Source organism: Couchioplanes caeruleus (genome assembly GCF_023499255.1).
In the GTDB taxonomy this organism is placed as follows: domain Bacteria; phylum Actinomycetota; class Actinomycetes; order Mycobacteriales; family Micromonosporaceae; genus Actinoplanes; species Actinoplanes caeruleus_A.
This window is the reverse complement of sequence record NZ_CP092183.1, coordinates 4,765,217-4,779,247: the sequence shown is the minus strand read 5'-3', so window position 1 is coordinate 4,779,247 and position 14,031 is coordinate 4,765,217. Positions and strand designations below refer to the sequence as shown.

14 protein-coding genes are annotated in these 14,031 nt (G+C 73.7%); 5 read left to right on the top strand and 9 right to left on the bottom strand.

Annotated elements, in window-relative coordinates:
* Nucleotides 1-43 precede the first annotated feature (43 nt).
* On the bottom strand, nucleotides 44-1,453 hold the full coding sequence (locus COUCH_RS22120) for an NADP-dependent succinic semialdehyde dehydrogenase (RefSeq protein WP_249607085.1): 1,410 nt from the start codon (nucleotides 1,451-1,453) through the stop codon (nucleotides 44-46).
* A 169-nt stretch (nucleotides 1,454-1,622) separates the two neighbouring features.
* On the opposite strand from COUCH_RS22120, the gene COUCH_RS22115 reads away from it, so the two are divergent.
* Nucleotides 1,623-2,102: a Crp/Fnr family transcriptional regulator gene (locus COUCH_RS22115; RefSeq protein WP_249607084.1), complete on the top strand. Its 480-nt coding sequence runs from the start codon at nucleotides 1,623-1,625 to the stop codon at nucleotides 2,100-2,102.
* A 15-nt stretch (nucleotides 2,103-2,117) separates the two neighbouring features.
* Here COUCH_RS22115 and COUCH_RS22110 read toward each other — a convergent pair whose 3' ends face one another.
* The 3 genes from COUCH_RS22110 to COUCH_RS22100 form a co-directional block, all read right to left on the bottom strand.
* A complete protein-coding gene (locus COUCH_RS22110; RefSeq protein WP_249607083.1) occupies nucleotides 2,118-3,200 on the bottom strand; it encodes a CaiB/BaiF CoA transferase family protein in 1,083 nt (360 codons plus the stop codon).
* A 47-nt stretch (nucleotides 3,201-3,247) separates the two neighbouring features.
* On the bottom strand, nucleotides 3,248-3,574 hold the full coding sequence (locus tag COUCH_RS22105; protein WP_249607082.1) for a hypothetical protein: 327 nt from the start codon (nucleotides 3,572-3,574) through the stop codon (nucleotides 3,248-3,250).
* A 186-nt stretch (nucleotides 3,575-3,760) separates the two neighbouring features.
* Nucleotides 3,761-4,279 (bottom strand): hypothetical protein, encoded by a 519-nt coding sequence (locus tag COUCH_RS22100; RefSeq protein WP_249607081.1) that lies wholly within the window; start codon nucleotides 4,277-4,279, stop codon nucleotides 3,761-3,763.
* Between the two features lie 261 nt (nucleotides 4,280-4,540).
* Here COUCH_RS22100 and COUCH_RS22095 point away from each other — a divergent pair, with 261 nt between their 5' ends.
* Nucleotides 4,541-5,098 (top strand): HDIG domain-containing metalloprotein, encoded by a 558-nt coding sequence (locus tag COUCH_RS22095; RefSeq protein ID WP_249607080.1) that lies wholly within the window; start codon nucleotides 4,541-4,543, stop codon nucleotides 5,096-5,098.
* 1,109 nt (nucleotides 5,099-6,207) lie between these two features.
* Here the strand turns inward: COUCH_RS22095 and COUCH_RS22090 are convergent.
* Nucleotides 6,208-8,184, bottom strand: coding sequence for a S53 family peptidase (locus COUCH_RS22090; RefSeq protein ID WP_249607079.1), 1,977 nt, complete (start codon nucleotides 8,182-8,184; stop codon nucleotides 6,208-6,210).
* 116 nt (nucleotides 8,185-8,300) lie between these two features.
* On the opposite strand from COUCH_RS22090, the gene COUCH_RS22085 reads away from it, so the two are divergent.
* The gene (locus COUCH_RS22085; RefSeq protein ID WP_249607078.1) at nucleotides 8,301-9,188 is read left to right on the top strand and encodes an alpha/beta fold hydrolase; all 888 of its coding nucleotides are present in this window, start codon (nucleotides 8,301-8,303) and stop codon (nucleotides 9,186-9,188) included.
* Between the two features lie 102 nt (nucleotides 9,189-9,290).
* Nucleotides 9,291-9,755 (top strand): DUF1579 domain-containing protein, encoded by a 465-nt coding sequence (locus tag COUCH_RS22080; RefSeq protein ID WP_249607077.1) that lies wholly within the window; start codon nucleotides 9,291-9,293, stop codon nucleotides 9,753-9,755.
* A 4-nt stretch (nucleotides 9,756-9,759) separates the two neighbouring features.
* Here the strand turns inward: COUCH_RS22080 and COUCH_RS22075 are convergent, their stop codons facing one another.
* Complete coding sequence (locus COUCH_RS22075; protein ID WP_430640991.1) at nucleotides 9,760-10,566, bottom strand: SAM-dependent methyltransferase; 807 nt, start codon at nucleotides 10,564-10,566, stop codon at nucleotides 9,760-9,762.
* 276 nt (nucleotides 10,567-10,842) lie between these two features.
* On the opposite strand from COUCH_RS22075, the gene COUCH_RS22070 reads away from it, so the two are divergent.
* On the top strand, nucleotides 10,843-11,067 hold the full coding sequence (locus COUCH_RS22070) for a hypothetical protein (protein WP_249607075.1): 225 nt from the start codon (nucleotides 10,843-10,845) through the stop codon (nucleotides 11,065-11,067).
* A 75-nt stretch (nucleotides 11,068-11,142) separates the two neighbouring features.
* Here the strand turns inward: COUCH_RS22070 and COUCH_RS22065 are convergent, their stop codons facing one another.
* The 3 genes from COUCH_RS22065 to COUCH_RS22055 all read right to left on the bottom strand — a co-directional run bounded on the left by COUCH_RS22065 (nucleotide 11,143) and on the right by COUCH_RS22055 (nucleotide 14,004).
* Entirely contained in the window at nucleotides 11,143-11,475 is a 333-nt protein-coding gene (locus tag COUCH_RS22065) for an STAS domain-containing protein (protein ID WP_199509676.1), read from the bottom strand.
* Nucleotides 11,476-11,539: 64 nt separating this feature from the next.
* Nucleotides 11,540-12,373, bottom strand: a complete 834-nt coding sequence (locus COUCH_RS22060; RefSeq protein WP_249607074.1) for a cyclase family protein — start codon at nucleotides 12,371-12,373, stop codon at nucleotides 11,540-11,542.
* 77 nt (nucleotides 12,374-12,450) lie between these two features.
* Nucleotides 12,451-14,004 (bottom strand): serine/threonine protein kinase, encoded by a 1,554-nt coding sequence (locus tag COUCH_RS22055; RefSeq protein ID WP_249607073.1) that lies wholly within the window; start codon nucleotides 14,002-14,004, stop codon nucleotides 12,451-12,453.
* Nucleotides 14,005-14,031: the final 27 nt, after the last annotated feature.

The window sequence follows — 14,031 nt, the reverse complement described above, 5'->3', positions numbered from 1 at the left end:
GCTGTGCCCGGAGCAGATCCGCCGGGCACAGCCCCCGCCGCGCTCACTCGGTGGCGGAGTCCACGTCGGCGCCGCCGCTGTCGCCCACCCACACCGTCTTCAGGTTGCAGAATTCCCGGATGCCCGCGGCGGACAGCTCGCGGCCGTACCCGGAGTTCTTCACCCCGCCGAACGGCAACTGCGGGTACGAGGTCGTCATCCCGTTGACGAAGACCGCGCCGGAGTCCAGGCCGGCGATCACCCGTTCCTGCTCCTGCGGGTCGCGGGTCCACGCGTTGGCGCCCAGCCCGTACGGGGTCGCGTTGGCCACCTCGAGGGCCTCGTCCAGCGACGCGGCCCGGTAGACGCCGGCGACCGGGCCGAACACCTCCTCGGCGTACATCCGCATGTCCGGGGTGAGGTCGGTGACCACCGTCGGCGGGTACCACCAGCCGTCGCCGTCGCCGCGGGTGCCGCCGCAGCGGACGGTCGCACCCTTGCCCCGTGCGTCGGCGACCTGCTCCTCGATGTCGGTGCGGCCCTGCTCGGTGGCGAGCGGCCCGACGTCGGTGCCGTCGGTCATCGGGTCGCCGACGGTCAGCGCGGACATCCGCGCGACGAACTTCTCGACGAACTCGTCGTAGACGTCGGTGTGCACGATGAACCGCTTCGCCGCGATGCACGACTGGCCGTTGTTCTGGCAGCGCGAAGTGGTCGCCACCTCGGCGGCGCGGTCCAGGTCGGCGCTCGGCAGCACCAGGAACGGGTCGCTGCCGCCCAGCTCGAGCACGGTCTTCTTGAGCTCCCGGCCGGCGATCGCGGCGATGGACCGGCCCGCGTTCTCGCTGCCGGTCAGCGTGGCGGCGCGCACCCGGTCGTCGCTGAGGATCGCCTCGACCGCGTCCGAGCCGACCAGCAGCGTCTGGAACGCGCCCGCCGGGAAGCCGGCCCGGGCGAACAGCTCACCCAGGTACAGCGCGGTCTGCGGCACGTTCGAGGCGTGCTTGAGCAGCCCGGTGTTGCCCGCCATCAGCGCCGGGGCGGCGAACCGCATCGCCTGCCACAGCGGGAAGTTCCACGGCATCACCGCCAGCACCGGGCCCAGCGGCTGGTAGCGGGCGTACGCGCGAGCCGCGCCGACCGCCTGCGCGTCGGCCGGCTCGTCGGCCAGGAACGCCTCGGCGTTGTCGGCGTAGAACCGGCACGCCGTGGCGCACTTGACCACCTCGGCCTTCGCCGCGGCGTACGTCTTGCCCATCTCCAGGGTCATCAGCGCCCCGACCTGGTCCTGCTCGGCCTCCAGCAGGTCGGCGGCGGCCCGCATCCAGCCCGCCCGCTCGGCGAACGTCGTGTCCCGCAGCGCGCGGAAGCCGGCCACCGAGCGGCCGATCGCCGCGTCGATCTGCTCCGGCGGCAGCGCGTCGAACGTCTTGACCACCGCACCGGTGGCCGGGTTCGTCGTCGCGATCGGCATGGTCCCACCTCGTCTCGTCGTGCCCTACCGTGCTCAGCTACCCGCGGCGCGGGCACCTATGCGAGGACCCGGGCCCATGGCCCCGGCCCGGACGGACCCATGGCCCTTAAACGCAGGGCCGCCGGTCGCGTTGTCTGAGGGTGCCACCCCCGCCCCCCAGGAGGAAGCCATGTTCGTCACCGCCGACCTGCTCGCCGATCAGCCCTTCCTCGCCGGGCTGACCGAGCACCAGCTGACCCGGCTCACCCCGCTGACCAGCCGGACCATGTTCCACGCCGGCAACCGCATCTTCCGCCAGGGCACCCCCGCCGACCAGTTCTGGCTGATCACCGACGGCTCGGTGTACCTCGACCACGAGGTGCCCGGCTACGACAACTTCGTCCTGGAGACGCTGCGGTCCGGCTCGGTGCTGGGCTGGTCGTGGCTGTTCCCGCCGTACCGCTGGCACTTCGGCGCGGTCGCGGTGACCACCACCCATGCGATCACCTTCAACGGCGCGCTGGTGCGCGCCCTCTGCCAGCAGGACCCCGCCTTCGGGTACGAGCTGACGAACCGGTTCCTGCAGGTCATGGGGGAGCGGCTGCAGGCCGCCCGGCGACGCCTCGAGGACTGCCAGCGCCGGCTCGGGCACCACCACGACGACCTGTGACGGATCCCGTCGTCGTCAGCCGTCCCAGCCGCGGATCACCTCGGCGATGCCGGCCGCACGCGCGGGCGCCGGGGCAGGCGCCGGCGTACGGCCGAAGCGGGGCGCCGGCGCCGGCTGGACCTGCCCGCCGACCGTGACGAACGTGCCCCGCGCCCGGTTGTGCGGATGCCCGGGCGCCTCGGCCGGGGTCAGCACCGGCGCGACGCAGGCGTCGAGCCCGGCGAAGACCGCGGTCCACTCGTCGCGGGTGCGCTGCGCGAACCGCTCGGCGAAGCGCGCCCGCAGCGTGTCCCAGGCGTCCGCGTCGTCGCGGCCGGGCAGCTCCGGGTCGCCGTCCAGCCCCAGCCCGGCCAGCAGCTCGCCGTAGAAGCGCGGCTCCAGCGCGCCCACCGCCATGTAGCCGCCGTCCGCGGTGGCGTACGTGTCGTAGAACGGCGCGCCCCCGTCCAGCAGGTTCGTCCCCCGCGGCCCCGGCCACCGTCCCTCGGCGGCCATGCCGTGCAGGAACGCGGTGAGCAGCGCAGACCCGTCCACCATGGCCGCGTCGACGACCTGCCCCGCGCCGGAGCCCTCCCGCTCGAGCAGCGCGGCCAGCACGCCGACGGCCAGCAGCATGCCGCCGCCGGCGAAGTCGCCGAGCAGGTTCAGCGGGGCGTGCGGCGGCTGCCCGGCCCGGCCCAGCGGCTCCAGGGCGCCCGCGACCGCGATGTAGCCGATGTCGTGCCCGGCGCGGGGCGCGAGCGGGCCGTCCTGCCCCCAGCCGGTCAGGCGCGCGTACACCAGGCGGGGGTTGCGGGCCCGGCACACGTCCGGGCCGAAGCCGAGCCGCTCGGCCACCCCCGGCCGGAAGCCCTCGACCAGCACGTCCGCGCGCTCGGCCAGGCCGAGCAGCTGCTCCACCCCGCCGGGCGCGCGCAGGTCGAGCGTGACGACCCGCCGTCCGCGCCGCAGCGAGGCCGCCACGACCTGCTCGTCCGGGCGCTGCACGCAGACGACGTCGGCGCCCAGGTCGGCGAGCACCATGCAGCCGAACGGGCCGGGCGCGAGACCGGCCAGCTCGACCACCCGGACCCCGGCCAGCGGACCATGCTCAGACATACCGCCAGCACACACCCCGGCCCGGGACCGCCGCAAGATCTGCTCGGCTACGCCGGTGCCGCCGGCAGGTCCGCGGCCAGGGCGGTCACCTCGGCGAGCTCTTCGCGCAGCTGCTTCTTGAAGTGCGGGTTCTCGGCCCGGTGCAGCGAGTGGGTCAGCGTGGCCAGCCGGCGGGCGACCGCGCCGCGGACGGCGGGCAGCGCGTGGTCGGGGATCTCGCCGGCGTGGACGCTCAGCAGGCCGGCCTTCTCGGCGCGCAGGTGGACCTTGAGGGGGGAGAAGGCCTGGGTGCGGCGGATCTCGGAGCCGAGGGCGGAGATCCGGCTGTGCAGGACGGTGTCGAGGAGGTCGGCGTTGTGAACCCGGGTGCTCATGGTGAGACTCCTTGGGCTTGAGTGACGCCCCGTCGATGGGGTGTCCACCCGGCCCATCGGCGGAAACCGTCCGATGAGGAGGGAAATCGCCTGTGAAGCTGATCTCTGCGGCACCGTCCTCATCGGATCCGGGCACGCATCGAGGGCCGCCCGGGTGGGGCGGCCCTCGATGCCTCGGGGCGGGGATCAGCCGACGGGCAGGTGTCCGCTGACGAGCGCCTCGGGAGAGGCGGGCACCACGACCTTGCGGGTGCGCATGCTGAAGGCGGTCACGCCGAACACGGCGCCGAGCGCCACGAACAGCGCGCCGAGGCCGATGACCAGCCACGTGACCTGCTCGGCCTGGTAGGCGCTCATCAGCGAACCGCGCAGGGTCTCGCCCATGAAGGCGGTCTGGCGGGTCTGCGCGAGCTGCTCATCCTTGCGGCCGCCGGCGATCCATTCGTCGGACACCTCGGAGTACGTCTTCCCGCCGGTGGCCTTCGCGATGTGGGTGGCGATCAGGTCGGCGTACGCCTTCGCGTCGCTGCCGGTGGTGACATGCTGGCCGGCGTACCCCTTGAGGCCGTCGGGGAGCTGCGCCTTGTCCGCCGGGAACTCGATCTTCTGAGCGCTCAGCTCGTCCTTGATCATGCTCTGCCCGTGCACGCCCTCGTACACCATGACCGGGCCCGCCGCGACCAGCCCGGCGCCCACGAGAGCCATCAGAACACTGGCGATCCTCCGAGACTTCAGCATTGTCCTGCCCCTTTTTCCTGTGGCGGTGTGCTGCCTGGTTGGTGCGCTACCGCCTCTTGCACCAGGACAGATCGGCGGCCCCGGCGCCGACTCGAGATGCGCAAGGACCCCTTTGCCGCGGGCCGAAGGTCCCGTCCCGGCCGGGAACAGCGACCCGCCCCGGCGGCGTTCAGGCCGCTGCAAGATCCTCGTCGCCTGCCGTTCATCTTCACCGGCGACGATCCGCGCATGAGCGTACGGACCCGGGCCTTCGTGACGGCCGCGCGAGAGATCGCCCTCGACCTCCTCGCGCCGCTGCCCAACCGCCGGCGGCACACCGCGGGCGTCGCGGCCCGTGCCGCCGAGCTGGCGTCCGCGCTCGACCTCGACCCGGACGTCCTCGTCGCGGCGGCCTGGCTGCACGACATCGGCTACGCGGACCCGACGGTGGTCACCGGCTTCCACCCGCTCGACGGCGCCGACCACCTGGCCGCGCACGGCTGGCCCCTCGCGGTCGCCGCCCAGGTCGCCCACCACTCCGGCGCCCGGTTCGTCGCCGCGGCGCGCGGGCTGGGGGAGCGACTGGCCGCGTACCCGTTCGCGGAGGACCTGCTGTCGGACGCGCTGACGTACGCCGACCAGACGGTGGGACCGTGCGGCGACCGGGTCAGCCCGACGGCCCGGCACGACGAGATGCTGCGGCGCCACGGCCCGGACTCGTGGAACGTGAAGGTCGACCACGTGCGGTACCCGTACCTGTCGGCGGTCGCCTTCCGGATGGAGCACCGGCTGGCGCTCGCCGCCTGATCCGTGCGGCCGCCAGATCCAGTTTCCCCCGGAGCCGGCCTGCCCCCATGGGTTGTAGCCGCCGACCCCTTGCTGCCCGGCGCTGTGCAGTGCCCTGCCCGCGACGGCCTGGTCGACAGAGACTTGTGGTTCGCGGCCGGGATGAGCCGGCATCACCACAGTGGAAATCCCCGTCAACCTGATCTCCCGCCGCCCTCTCATGCTGATGAGAATGCATAAACCTACGCCGGAGGTCCTCGACCACAAATGCACTGCCAGTATCCGTGGCTTGATGGCGGGACTGGGCGATGCTCCCGCCGCGAACGACTGATTCCCTTCGCTGAATATGTCCGCGTAGAGCGTGCACCGGCTCGGGTGCGGCAATACGTGACGCCGCCGGCGACTCGGCCGCAGAAGAAAACGGGACTGCCCCCTGTCCGGCCGAAGCACGCGTCGGTGTCGGCCGCGCCGAGCGGTGGGCATCCGCGGGTCGGGCAGCTCGCACCTGCACATGGTCTGGCTTGGATGCCTGTTCTGGGCCGCGATTCGGCGTCCGCTGTGACGGTGCCCCGCGGTGTGCCTGAGGTGTCGCCGGGCTGCGAGGGCTCACCGGCCGCTGCGTGCCACGCTCGCCCGAGCGACGAAGCTTCGCGGCGTGCCTGAGCGCCAACCCGTACGCCCGCCGACGGGCATGCTCGCGGCGAAACTGCTCCCGGGCGGAAGAATGGCGACGCGACGCGGTCCGATCACGCATCGCATCCAATTCCGCCGACGAGAACAACTGAAGCTGCCGCCGCATACGAGAATTGTTCCGTAAACCGCACCCCGGCCGACACTGGACGATCTTTCCAAGAAAGCGACGATGAACACATGGAATCCGCCGCCCGGGCGAAAGGGAGCGGCGTGCGATGCGCGGCGCAATCGCTGATTTACCTGGACCCGGCGGAAGGGATGTCCTTGGCGCGCCGTGGAACGTGCGTGGCCGCCCGGGACGGCAAGGTCCCCGCGCCGGCCGACGCCCCGGCGGCCCGCTGCGGGACCGTCCTCGGATCAGCGGTGCCGGCGGCGGCCCGGCAGCAGGCGGGGGTGATGGTGCCGGGCGGGACCGTGCGGTCCCGCCCGGCGGGTTGTCACCGGCGGAACGGTACGGCCGAGAAGAACTTCTCGCCCGGCGTGCCCACCCCGGTCTCCGCGTCGTAGCCCGGCGTGCTGTGGATCGTCGACGTCTGTACGTCGACCTGCTGCAGGATGTACGCGCGCCCCTGCGAAGCGTCCACCGAGTTCACATAGTTGGCCCGGGCCTGGTAGAGCGGCCGCGCCGGGGCCGTGATGTCGGTCAGCGCCGCCGTGCCCAGTTCGGCGTAGTAGAGCGGGTTCACGAAGCCGAGGGCGTGGTGGGCCTTCTGGCTCGCGATCGCCTGCATGCCGGCCAGCAGCGGTGACGCCAGGCTGGTGCCGCCGATGCGGTATTCGTCGTAGTGGGTGCCCTCCGGGAACTGCTGGGTCTGGCCGACCCGGAAGCCCGTGTTGGGGTCGCCGGGCATGGAGATGTCCGGTACGGCCCGCGCCGGCTTGTCGCCGAAGTACTTCGAGATGGATGCCGGTACGCGGCCGCGCTGGTAGAACGGCTGGGCGAACAGGACGCTGGTGCCGCCGCCGCCACCGGAGACGTACGCGGGCTCGCCCCACGCCCCGTCGGTGAGCGTCTGGTACGCGCTCTGCCAGCCGTGTTCCCAGACGCGCTTGCCGGTGCGGTCGATGCCGACGCTGGTGCCGCCCACGCCGGTCACGAAGGGCAGGTCGGCCGGGAAGTCGACGGTCTTGGCGGGCAGGTCGGTGCCGCCGGAGGTCTCGTCGCCGGAGTCGCCGCTGGAGAAGTCGACGGTGATGCCGGTCAGTGCCGCCTCGAGGGAGAACTGCTGGTAGAACTCCACGACGTCCTCGCCGAGCAGGTCGACGTCGTCGGTGGCGTTGCCCCACGAGTTGGTGATGATGTCGGCGACGTGGTTGTCGATCGTCTCCGCCCACGCCTCGTCGAGGCCGGTGACGCAGTCGCTGCCGGCCACATACACGATGGTCGCGCCCGGCGCCATCGCGTGCACGGCCTCGACGTCGAGGGTCTCCTCGCCGTACCAGCCCGCGGCGTCGCACTCGTCCGGGCCGGTGTTGGAGTAGCCGTCGGCGGCCGGCGTGATCTGCCGGAACTGGTGCGGCCGGAGCGCCGGGAGGCCGTGCTTGCGGCTGTACGTCTGGGCGTCGCGCAGGATCGTGGGGGAGGCGTACGCGTCGGTGACGGCCACCGTGACGCCGCGCCCGTCGAGGCCGCGCCGCAGCTGGCCGGTGACGCCGTACGCCGACTGGTACTGCTTCGGCTCGTAGCCGCACACCACGTACGGCGCCTTCTTGCCGTCCGGGGCCGCGGGCAGGTCCGTCGCGGTCTTCTCGCCGTAGTACGACGAGCACGGCGTGGCCGCGCGGAAGCCGGCTCCGGGCGGGGGCAGCGTGTCGCCGGGGGTCTTGAGCAGCGTGCCCTGGTCGATGCCGACGACGCCCTTGATCAGGCCGGTCACGGCCGCCGGGGTGCCCTCGGGCAGCGACAGGTCGGTGCTGTTGGCGTGCACCGTCTTGCCCTGGTACGTGTAGTCGCGCACGGTGGTGCCGAACGTCTTGTCGATCTGGGCGGTGGTGCCGGAGGCCTCGACGTACAGGCCGCCGCCGAGCGTGTCGCGCAGGGTGAAGCCCTGCCCGGACAGCCACGACGTCACCGCCTTGACGTCCGCGGCGGCGGGGGCGTGGCGCGTACGGAACTGGGCGGTGCTGAGCCACTTGCCGTAGTCGGCGCTGTCCGGGTCGGACAGCTTCGCCAGCGTGGCCTCCGCGCCGGCCCGGTCGCGCATCGCGAGCAGCAGGCCGAAGTGGATGGTGCTCGCGGCGGCCGGGGTGCCGGCCTGCCGCGCCTGGCCGATCCACCGCGGCTTGCTGCCGCTGATGGTGTGCCGGCCGGGGCGCGCGGACGCCGGTGGCGCCGCGCCGAGGACCGAGACGACGGCCGCGCCGAGCGCGACGGCCGCCGTCAGCCGGTACCTCCTGGTCGAGGGGATCAACACGAGATGTCTCCCGTTCTGGCCGAGATAGCTGTAGAGGCCAGACAACTCCTGTCGATGCCCCGGGTCAAGATCTGGCAAGCTCGTCGTGACGCCCGCCCATCGAGAAGAGGTGGATCATGCCCGTGGCGCACAGCAACGGCATCGACATCGCGTACGAGACCCTCGGCGACCCGGACGCACCGGCCCTGGTGCTGATCATGGGGCTGGGGGCGCAGCTGATCGACTGGCCGCAGGAGTTCTGCGAGCTCCTGGCCGGCCGGGGCCTGCGGGTGATCCGCTTCGACAACCGCGACGCCGGGCTCTCCACGATCCTGCACGACCGGGGCGTACCGGACATCGCGGCGCTGCGCGGCGGCGACCGGTCGCAGGCGCCGTACCTGATCGCCGACATGGCCGCCGACACGGCCGGCCTGCTCGGCGCGCTGGGCGTGGAACGGGCGCACGTGGCCGGCGCCTCGATGGGCGGCATGATCGCCCAGCAGCTCGTCGCCGACCACCCCGGCCGGGTCGCGAGCCTCTGCTCGATCATGTCGACGACCGGTGACCCCGCCGTGGGCCGGGCCACCCGGGAGGCCGCCGCGCTGCTGGCCCGCCCGCCGGCGAGCAGCCGGGCCGAGGCCGTCGCCGGCGCCGTCGCGGGCTGGCGGGTCATCGGTTCGCCGGGCTTCCCCGCCGCCGACGAGGAGCTGCTGCGCCGGGCCTCGGCCAAGTACGACCGCGGCTATCACCCGGTGGGCACGCTGCGGCAGTACGCCGCCATCCTCGCCTCGCCCGACCGTACGCCGGCCCTGCGGCAGGTCACCGTGCCGACGCTGGTCGTCCACGGCGAGGCCGACCCGCTGGTGGACGTCAGCGGCGGCCGCGCCACGGCGGCCGCCGTCCCCGGCGCCGAGCTGCTGACCTTCCCCGGCATGGGCCACGACCTGCCCCGCGAGCTGTTCGCACCGATGGCCGACGCGATCATCGCCAACCTCCGGCGGGCCGCCGCCGGGCGTGCTCAGTAGGCGTTGCCGGCCGTCGTCAGGCGCGTCTGGCCGCCGCGTCGCCGGGCCGGCCGGGCGCGCGTCGTCGTTGAGCGCGGCCCACCGCTCGCCTACGGTGGCCCGATGATCCTCTCCGACTTCGCCGGGTCCTGGACGGGCACCAACGGCTTCCGTCTGATGCCGGGCGACCCGCTCGCCGAGGCGCCCGCCACGGTGACCGTGACGACGGCCGCCGGCGGGCACCTGACCCTCGTCGCGTACACCTGGGAGCATCCCGCCGACGGGCCGCAGGACGGCCTGATCGTCGTCGCGCCGGCCGGGGAGGAGGGGTCGCTCGTGGCCGTCTGGGGCGACTCGTGGCATCAGAAACCCGCCACGATGACGCTGCCCGGCGCGCCGGGCGGGGACGGGACGTTCGAGTTCACCGGCGACTACGGCGGCGGCTGGGGCTGGCGGATCCGCCTCGAGGCCACCGACGCCCAGAACCTGCGGATGGGGATGGACAACGTCATCCCCGACGAGTACGCCACCGCCGACAAGGCCGCCGGGCCGTACCCGGTCATGGTCATGGACGTACGCCGCGCCTGACCGGCTACGGCTTGCGGCCCACCCCGGCGTACTCGGAGACCTGGTCGGTGATGCCCGGGTGCCGCGGGTCGGGCCGCCACGCCGTACACGTGACGATCCCCGGCTCGAGCAGCTCCAGACCGTCGAAGAACGCGGCGAGCTGCTCCGGGCTCCGGGCCGTGATCGGCGCGGCGCCGCTCTCGTTCCACTGGCGCATCGACTCGCGCACAGCCGCGCCGTTGACCTCCTCGGTCGGGTGCGACATCACCAGGTAGCTGCCCGGCGGGACCGCCGCCAGCAGCCGCCGCACCACCGAGTGCGCCTCCTCGTCGTCGACGAGGAAGTTCACGATCCCGAGCAGCATGATCGCGACCGGCTCGGCGAAGTTCAGCGTGGCGGCGGCCCGCTCGAGGATCCGCTCCACGTCGCGGGCGTCGGCGTCCACATAGTCGGTCGCGCCCTGCGGCGTGCTGGTCAGCAGCGCCCGGGCGTGCACCAGCACCATCGGGTCGTTGTCGACGTACACGATCCGGCTGCCGGGCTCGGTGCGCTGCGCCACCTCGTGCGTGTTGTTCGCCGTCGGCAGGCCCGTACCGATGTCGAGGAACTGCCGGATCCCCGCCTCGCCGGCCAGGTGCCGCACGGCCCGGCCGAGGAACTCCCGGTTGGCCCGCGCCGACTGCACGAGCTCGGGCATGAGCGCGAGCGCGTACTCGGCGGCCTCCCGGTCGGCGGCGAAGTTGTCCTTGCCGCCCAGCAGGTAGTTCCACAGCCGCGCGGAGTGCGCGACCTCGGTGTTCAGCGTGGCCGGCAGCTCGGGACCCGTCACGATCCTCACCCCTAGGAATCGATGTGGACGGCAGTCTAGCCCTCCGCCGTGGAAGCGCGGACCACCCGATCCGGTCGACCGGAGCGTCGAGGTCCACCGGGCGGTCCGCGGCGACCGCGATCGTGCCGCCCACCCGCAGCGGCCCGGCGCAGGCCCGCCGTCACGAGGACCGGGTCCGGGGCCGGAACCACCACGACTCGAGCACGACGAGTCCGGCGTCCGCGCAGCCGGCTCCCACCCGGCCTCGGAAGCGGCGGCCACCGTCAGCCGTGGCCGGTCGTGGCCCGGTCGGCGGACGCCGGCCGGCCGTGGGTCGCCGACGCGGCCGCGGACCTCGCCCGGCAGACCGGCGCCACCGTCGCGGTGACCCGGACCGTGCTGCCGGGACGCCGGCTGCACCGGATCCTGCAGTTCGCCGACGAGGTGCGGGCCGACCTGATCGTGGCCGGCTCCGGCACCCGGCCGTGGCGCAGCGGGTGCCGGGCAGCGTGCCGCTCGACCTGATCAGGGGCTCGGCGCGCCCGGTCGTCGTGATCACCCACCCGCATCGCGTGTGGCCGCGCGACCCGGGCCGGACGTTCACTCGCCCGGGGGAAGCCCGAAGACGTCGGCGAGACCGGTCACCTGGATCGCCTTGCGCACCGGCGGCGACGGGTTCGTCAAGGTCAGCGTCACCCCGGCGGCCGCGGCGCTGTTGCGCGCGCTGACCAGGGCGCCCATCGCGTACGAGTCGATGAACGTCAGCCCGCCGACGTCGACGTGCAGGTAGCGGCATCCGGTGCCGACGGCCGCCGAGGCAAGGCTGTCGCGCACCTCGTCGGCGCTGTCGAGGTCGAGCTCTCCGTCGAGCGCCGCGACGAGCAGCCCGTCCGTGGTGACCGGCTCGTACGCGACCAAGGTGTTCCTGGACATCTGCCCGAGGATAGCCGCCACGGGGGCAGGCGGCATCCGCACGGGCCCCGGCCCGGCGACCCGGTCACCAGGTCGCGAAGATCCGCGCCTGTCCGCCGGAGCCCTGCTCGAACGGGATCAGCCCCACCACCACGGTCGCGCCCCGCGGCGGGACGGCGGCCAGGTTCGCGAGGTTCTCCAGGCCGTACCGGTCCGCGCCGGTCAGCGTCACATGCACCGGGAACTCGTCGGAGACGCCCGGATCGATGCTCAGCGTGTCCACGCCGAGGCTCCGGATCGCCCGCCGCTCCAGCAGCCACTCGCAGGCGTCCGCGCTGAACCCGGGGAAGTGCAGCACTCCGTCCGCGTCGGTGCCCCGGTACGCCTGCACCGACCCGACCTTCGCCCCCCACCCGGAATGCATCAGCACCGCCGCACCCCGCGGGATCCGGCCGTGCCGGCGTTCGAAGTCGCGCAGATCGCCGACCGTCACCACGGCGTCCGGATCGGCGGCCGCCCGCGCCGCGATGTCGACCACCACCGCGGGCACGATCAGCTCGTCGAGGGTCAGGTCGGTCGACAACCGCCCGCCGGCGGTGAAGTGGCCGGGCGCGTCGACGTGGGTGCCGGTGTGCTCGACGATCCGCCATTCCTGCATGTAGTACCCGTCGTCCTCGATGGTGACGTACGTGCGGCGGCGGGCCTCCTCCCCGTCGGCGAACGACGGGAACGAGGGCGACAGCGGATAGGTGAGGTCCTGCAGGCCCCGGCGCTCCCGGGTCAGCGGGGACGCCGCGGGCGACGCCTGCGCCGCGCCCGGTACGGCCAGGACGCCGGCCGCGGCCGCTCCGGCCAGCGCCGCGCGGCGGGTCATCCCCGCGCCGTCGGTGCTCTGGCGCAGACACTCGTCGGTGCACATCGCAGGACTCCCCTCGAAGGTGACCCCCCGAGGCGATCACAGCCGGACCGGCCGTGGCAAGACCCGCGCGCGGCGCGTCAGCGTGGGCCGCGGTCGACGAAGCTGAAGGTCAGATCCACCTCGGCGTCTCCGATCTCCTGGACGTAGACGGTCCGGCGGGAGTCGTCCCACTGCACCAGGCCGTACGCGTCGGTGCCGATGACGTACGTGGGGCGGCCCTTGTCGTCCTTGCCGCCGGCCGCGCCGATCTCGAAGATCGTGGCCTTGCTGGTCGTGCACGGGGTGGCCACCAGCGAGGCCGGGCCGTCCGGGTCGGCGCGGACCGCGAGGCAGCGTTCGCGGCCCTGGGCGTCGGGGCGGACCGATTTGATGAGGTAGTCGACGCCGTACGGTTCGAGGACGAACTGGGCGTCCTCGCCGGTGCCGTCGGAGGCGCGCGCCGCTCCGGTGGCGGGCAGGGCCAGGTCGCGGTCGATCTCGGCCATGTGCAGCAGGGTGCGGCGGCTGCCGGCGAGGACGGCCTCGGGGTCCGTGCGCGCTGCCGCGGGAGCCGGCGAGCCGGACGGGCGGGTGCTGCCGGACGGCCGGGCGGACGCGGGTGGCGCGGTGGCGCCGGGGTCGTCGCTGCCGGCGTTGGCCACGAGCAGGCCCCCGCCGACGCCGACGGCGGCGAGCAGCACGAGGGTGCCGAGGAAGGACGCGCTGCGGCCGCGGCGCCGCGGTGGTGTGCCGGGTGGCGGCTGCCAGGCCTGCGGCGGCCCGGCCGCCGGCTGCCGGGGTACGGGCGGCTCCTGGGCGGGTGACTGGGCGGGTGGCTGGGAGGCGAGGAGCCGGTCGAGCAGCTCGCGGGCGGTGGGCCGGTCGGCGGGGTCCTTCTCGAGGCTCTGCCGCACGAGCTCGGCCAGCGGCGCGGGGACGCCGGTGAGGTCTGGCGGCTGGGTGAGGATCCGCATGGCGGTGGCCGGGGCGGAGTCGCCGGCGAACGGGGTACGGCCGGTCGCGGCGTACGTGACGACGGCGCCCCAGGAGAAGATGTCGGCGGCGAACCCGGTGGTGCGGGCGCTGTCGGCGTCGAAGCGTTCGGGCGCCATGTACGCGACCGTGCCCATCATCTGGCCGGTGACCGTGTGGTGGCTGGTGGCCTCGAAGGCGCGGGCGATGCCGAAGTCGATGACCTTGAGACCGCCGAGGGCGAGCAGCACGTTGCCGGGCTTGAGGTCGCGGTGGATGACGCCGGCGCCGTGGATGGCGGTCAGGGCGGTGGCGATGCCGACCGCGACGCCGTGCAGCGCCGAGCCGGTCAGCGGGCCACGGTCGCGGACCACGGCGGCCAGCGAGGGCCCGTCGACGTACTCGACGACCAGGTAGGGCGGTTCGTGGTCGGGGTCGGCGTCGAGGACCTCGGCGGTGGAGAACGGCGGCACCTGCCGGGCGCGGTTGACCTCGCTGCGGAACCGGCCGCGGAACTCGGGGTCGTGGGCGTACTCGAGGCGGACCACCTTGACGGCGACCGGGCGCCCGTCCGGGGCACGGCCGAGGTACACCGCGCCCATGCCGCCCTGCCCGAGCCGGCCCTCGAGGGCGTAGCCGCCGAGGTGGCGGGGATCGCCGGGCAGCAGCGGGCTGCTCATCGGTCCCTCACCTCATCGCGCCGGCGC

Excerpts from the sequence above, each read along its gene's own strand:
- COUCH_RS22120 (WP_249607085.1), bottom strand. The coding sequence starts at position 1,453 with ATGCCGATCGCGACGACGAACCCGGCCACCGGTGCGGTGGTCAAGACG.
- COUCH_RS22115 (WP_249607084.1), top strand. The coding sequence starts at position 1,623 with ATGTTCGTCACCGCCGACCTGCTCGCCGATCAGCCCTTCCTCGCCGGG.
- COUCH_RS22110 (WP_249607083.1), bottom strand. The coding sequence starts at position 3,200 with ATGTCTGAGCATGGTCCGCTGGCCGGGGTCCGGGTGGTCGAGCTGGCC.
- COUCH_RS22105 (WP_249607082.1), bottom strand. The coding sequence starts at position 3,574 with ATGAGCACCCGGGTTCACAACGCCGACCTCCTCGACACCGTCCTGCAC.
- COUCH_RS22100 (WP_249607081.1), bottom strand. The coding sequence starts at position 4,279 with ATGGCTCTCGTGGGCGCCGGGCTGGTCGCGGCGGGCCCGGTCATGGTG.
- COUCH_RS22095 (WP_249607080.1), top strand. The coding sequence starts at position 4,541 with ATGAGCGTACGGACCCGGGCCTTCGTGACGGCCGCGCGAGAGATCGCC.
- COUCH_RS22085 (WP_249607078.1), top strand. The coding sequence starts at position 8,301 with ATGCCCGTGGCGCACAGCAACGGCATCGACATCGCGTACGAGACCCTC.
- COUCH_RS22080 (WP_249607077.1), top strand. The coding sequence starts at position 9,291 with ATGATCCTCTCCGACTTCGCCGGGTCCTGGACGGGCACCAACGGCTTC.
- COUCH_RS22065 (WP_199509676.1), bottom strand. The coding sequence starts at position 11,475 with ATGTCCAGGAACACCTTGGTCGCGTACGAGCCGGTCACCACGGACGGG.
- COUCH_RS22060 (WP_249607074.1), bottom strand. The coding sequence starts at position 12,373 with ATGTGCACCGACGAGTGTCTGCGCCAGAGCACCGACGGCGCGGGGATG.
- COUCH_RS22055 (WP_249607073.1), bottom strand. The coding sequence starts at position 14,004 with ATGAGCAGCCCGCTGCTGCCCGGCGATCCCCGCCACCTCGGCGGCTAC.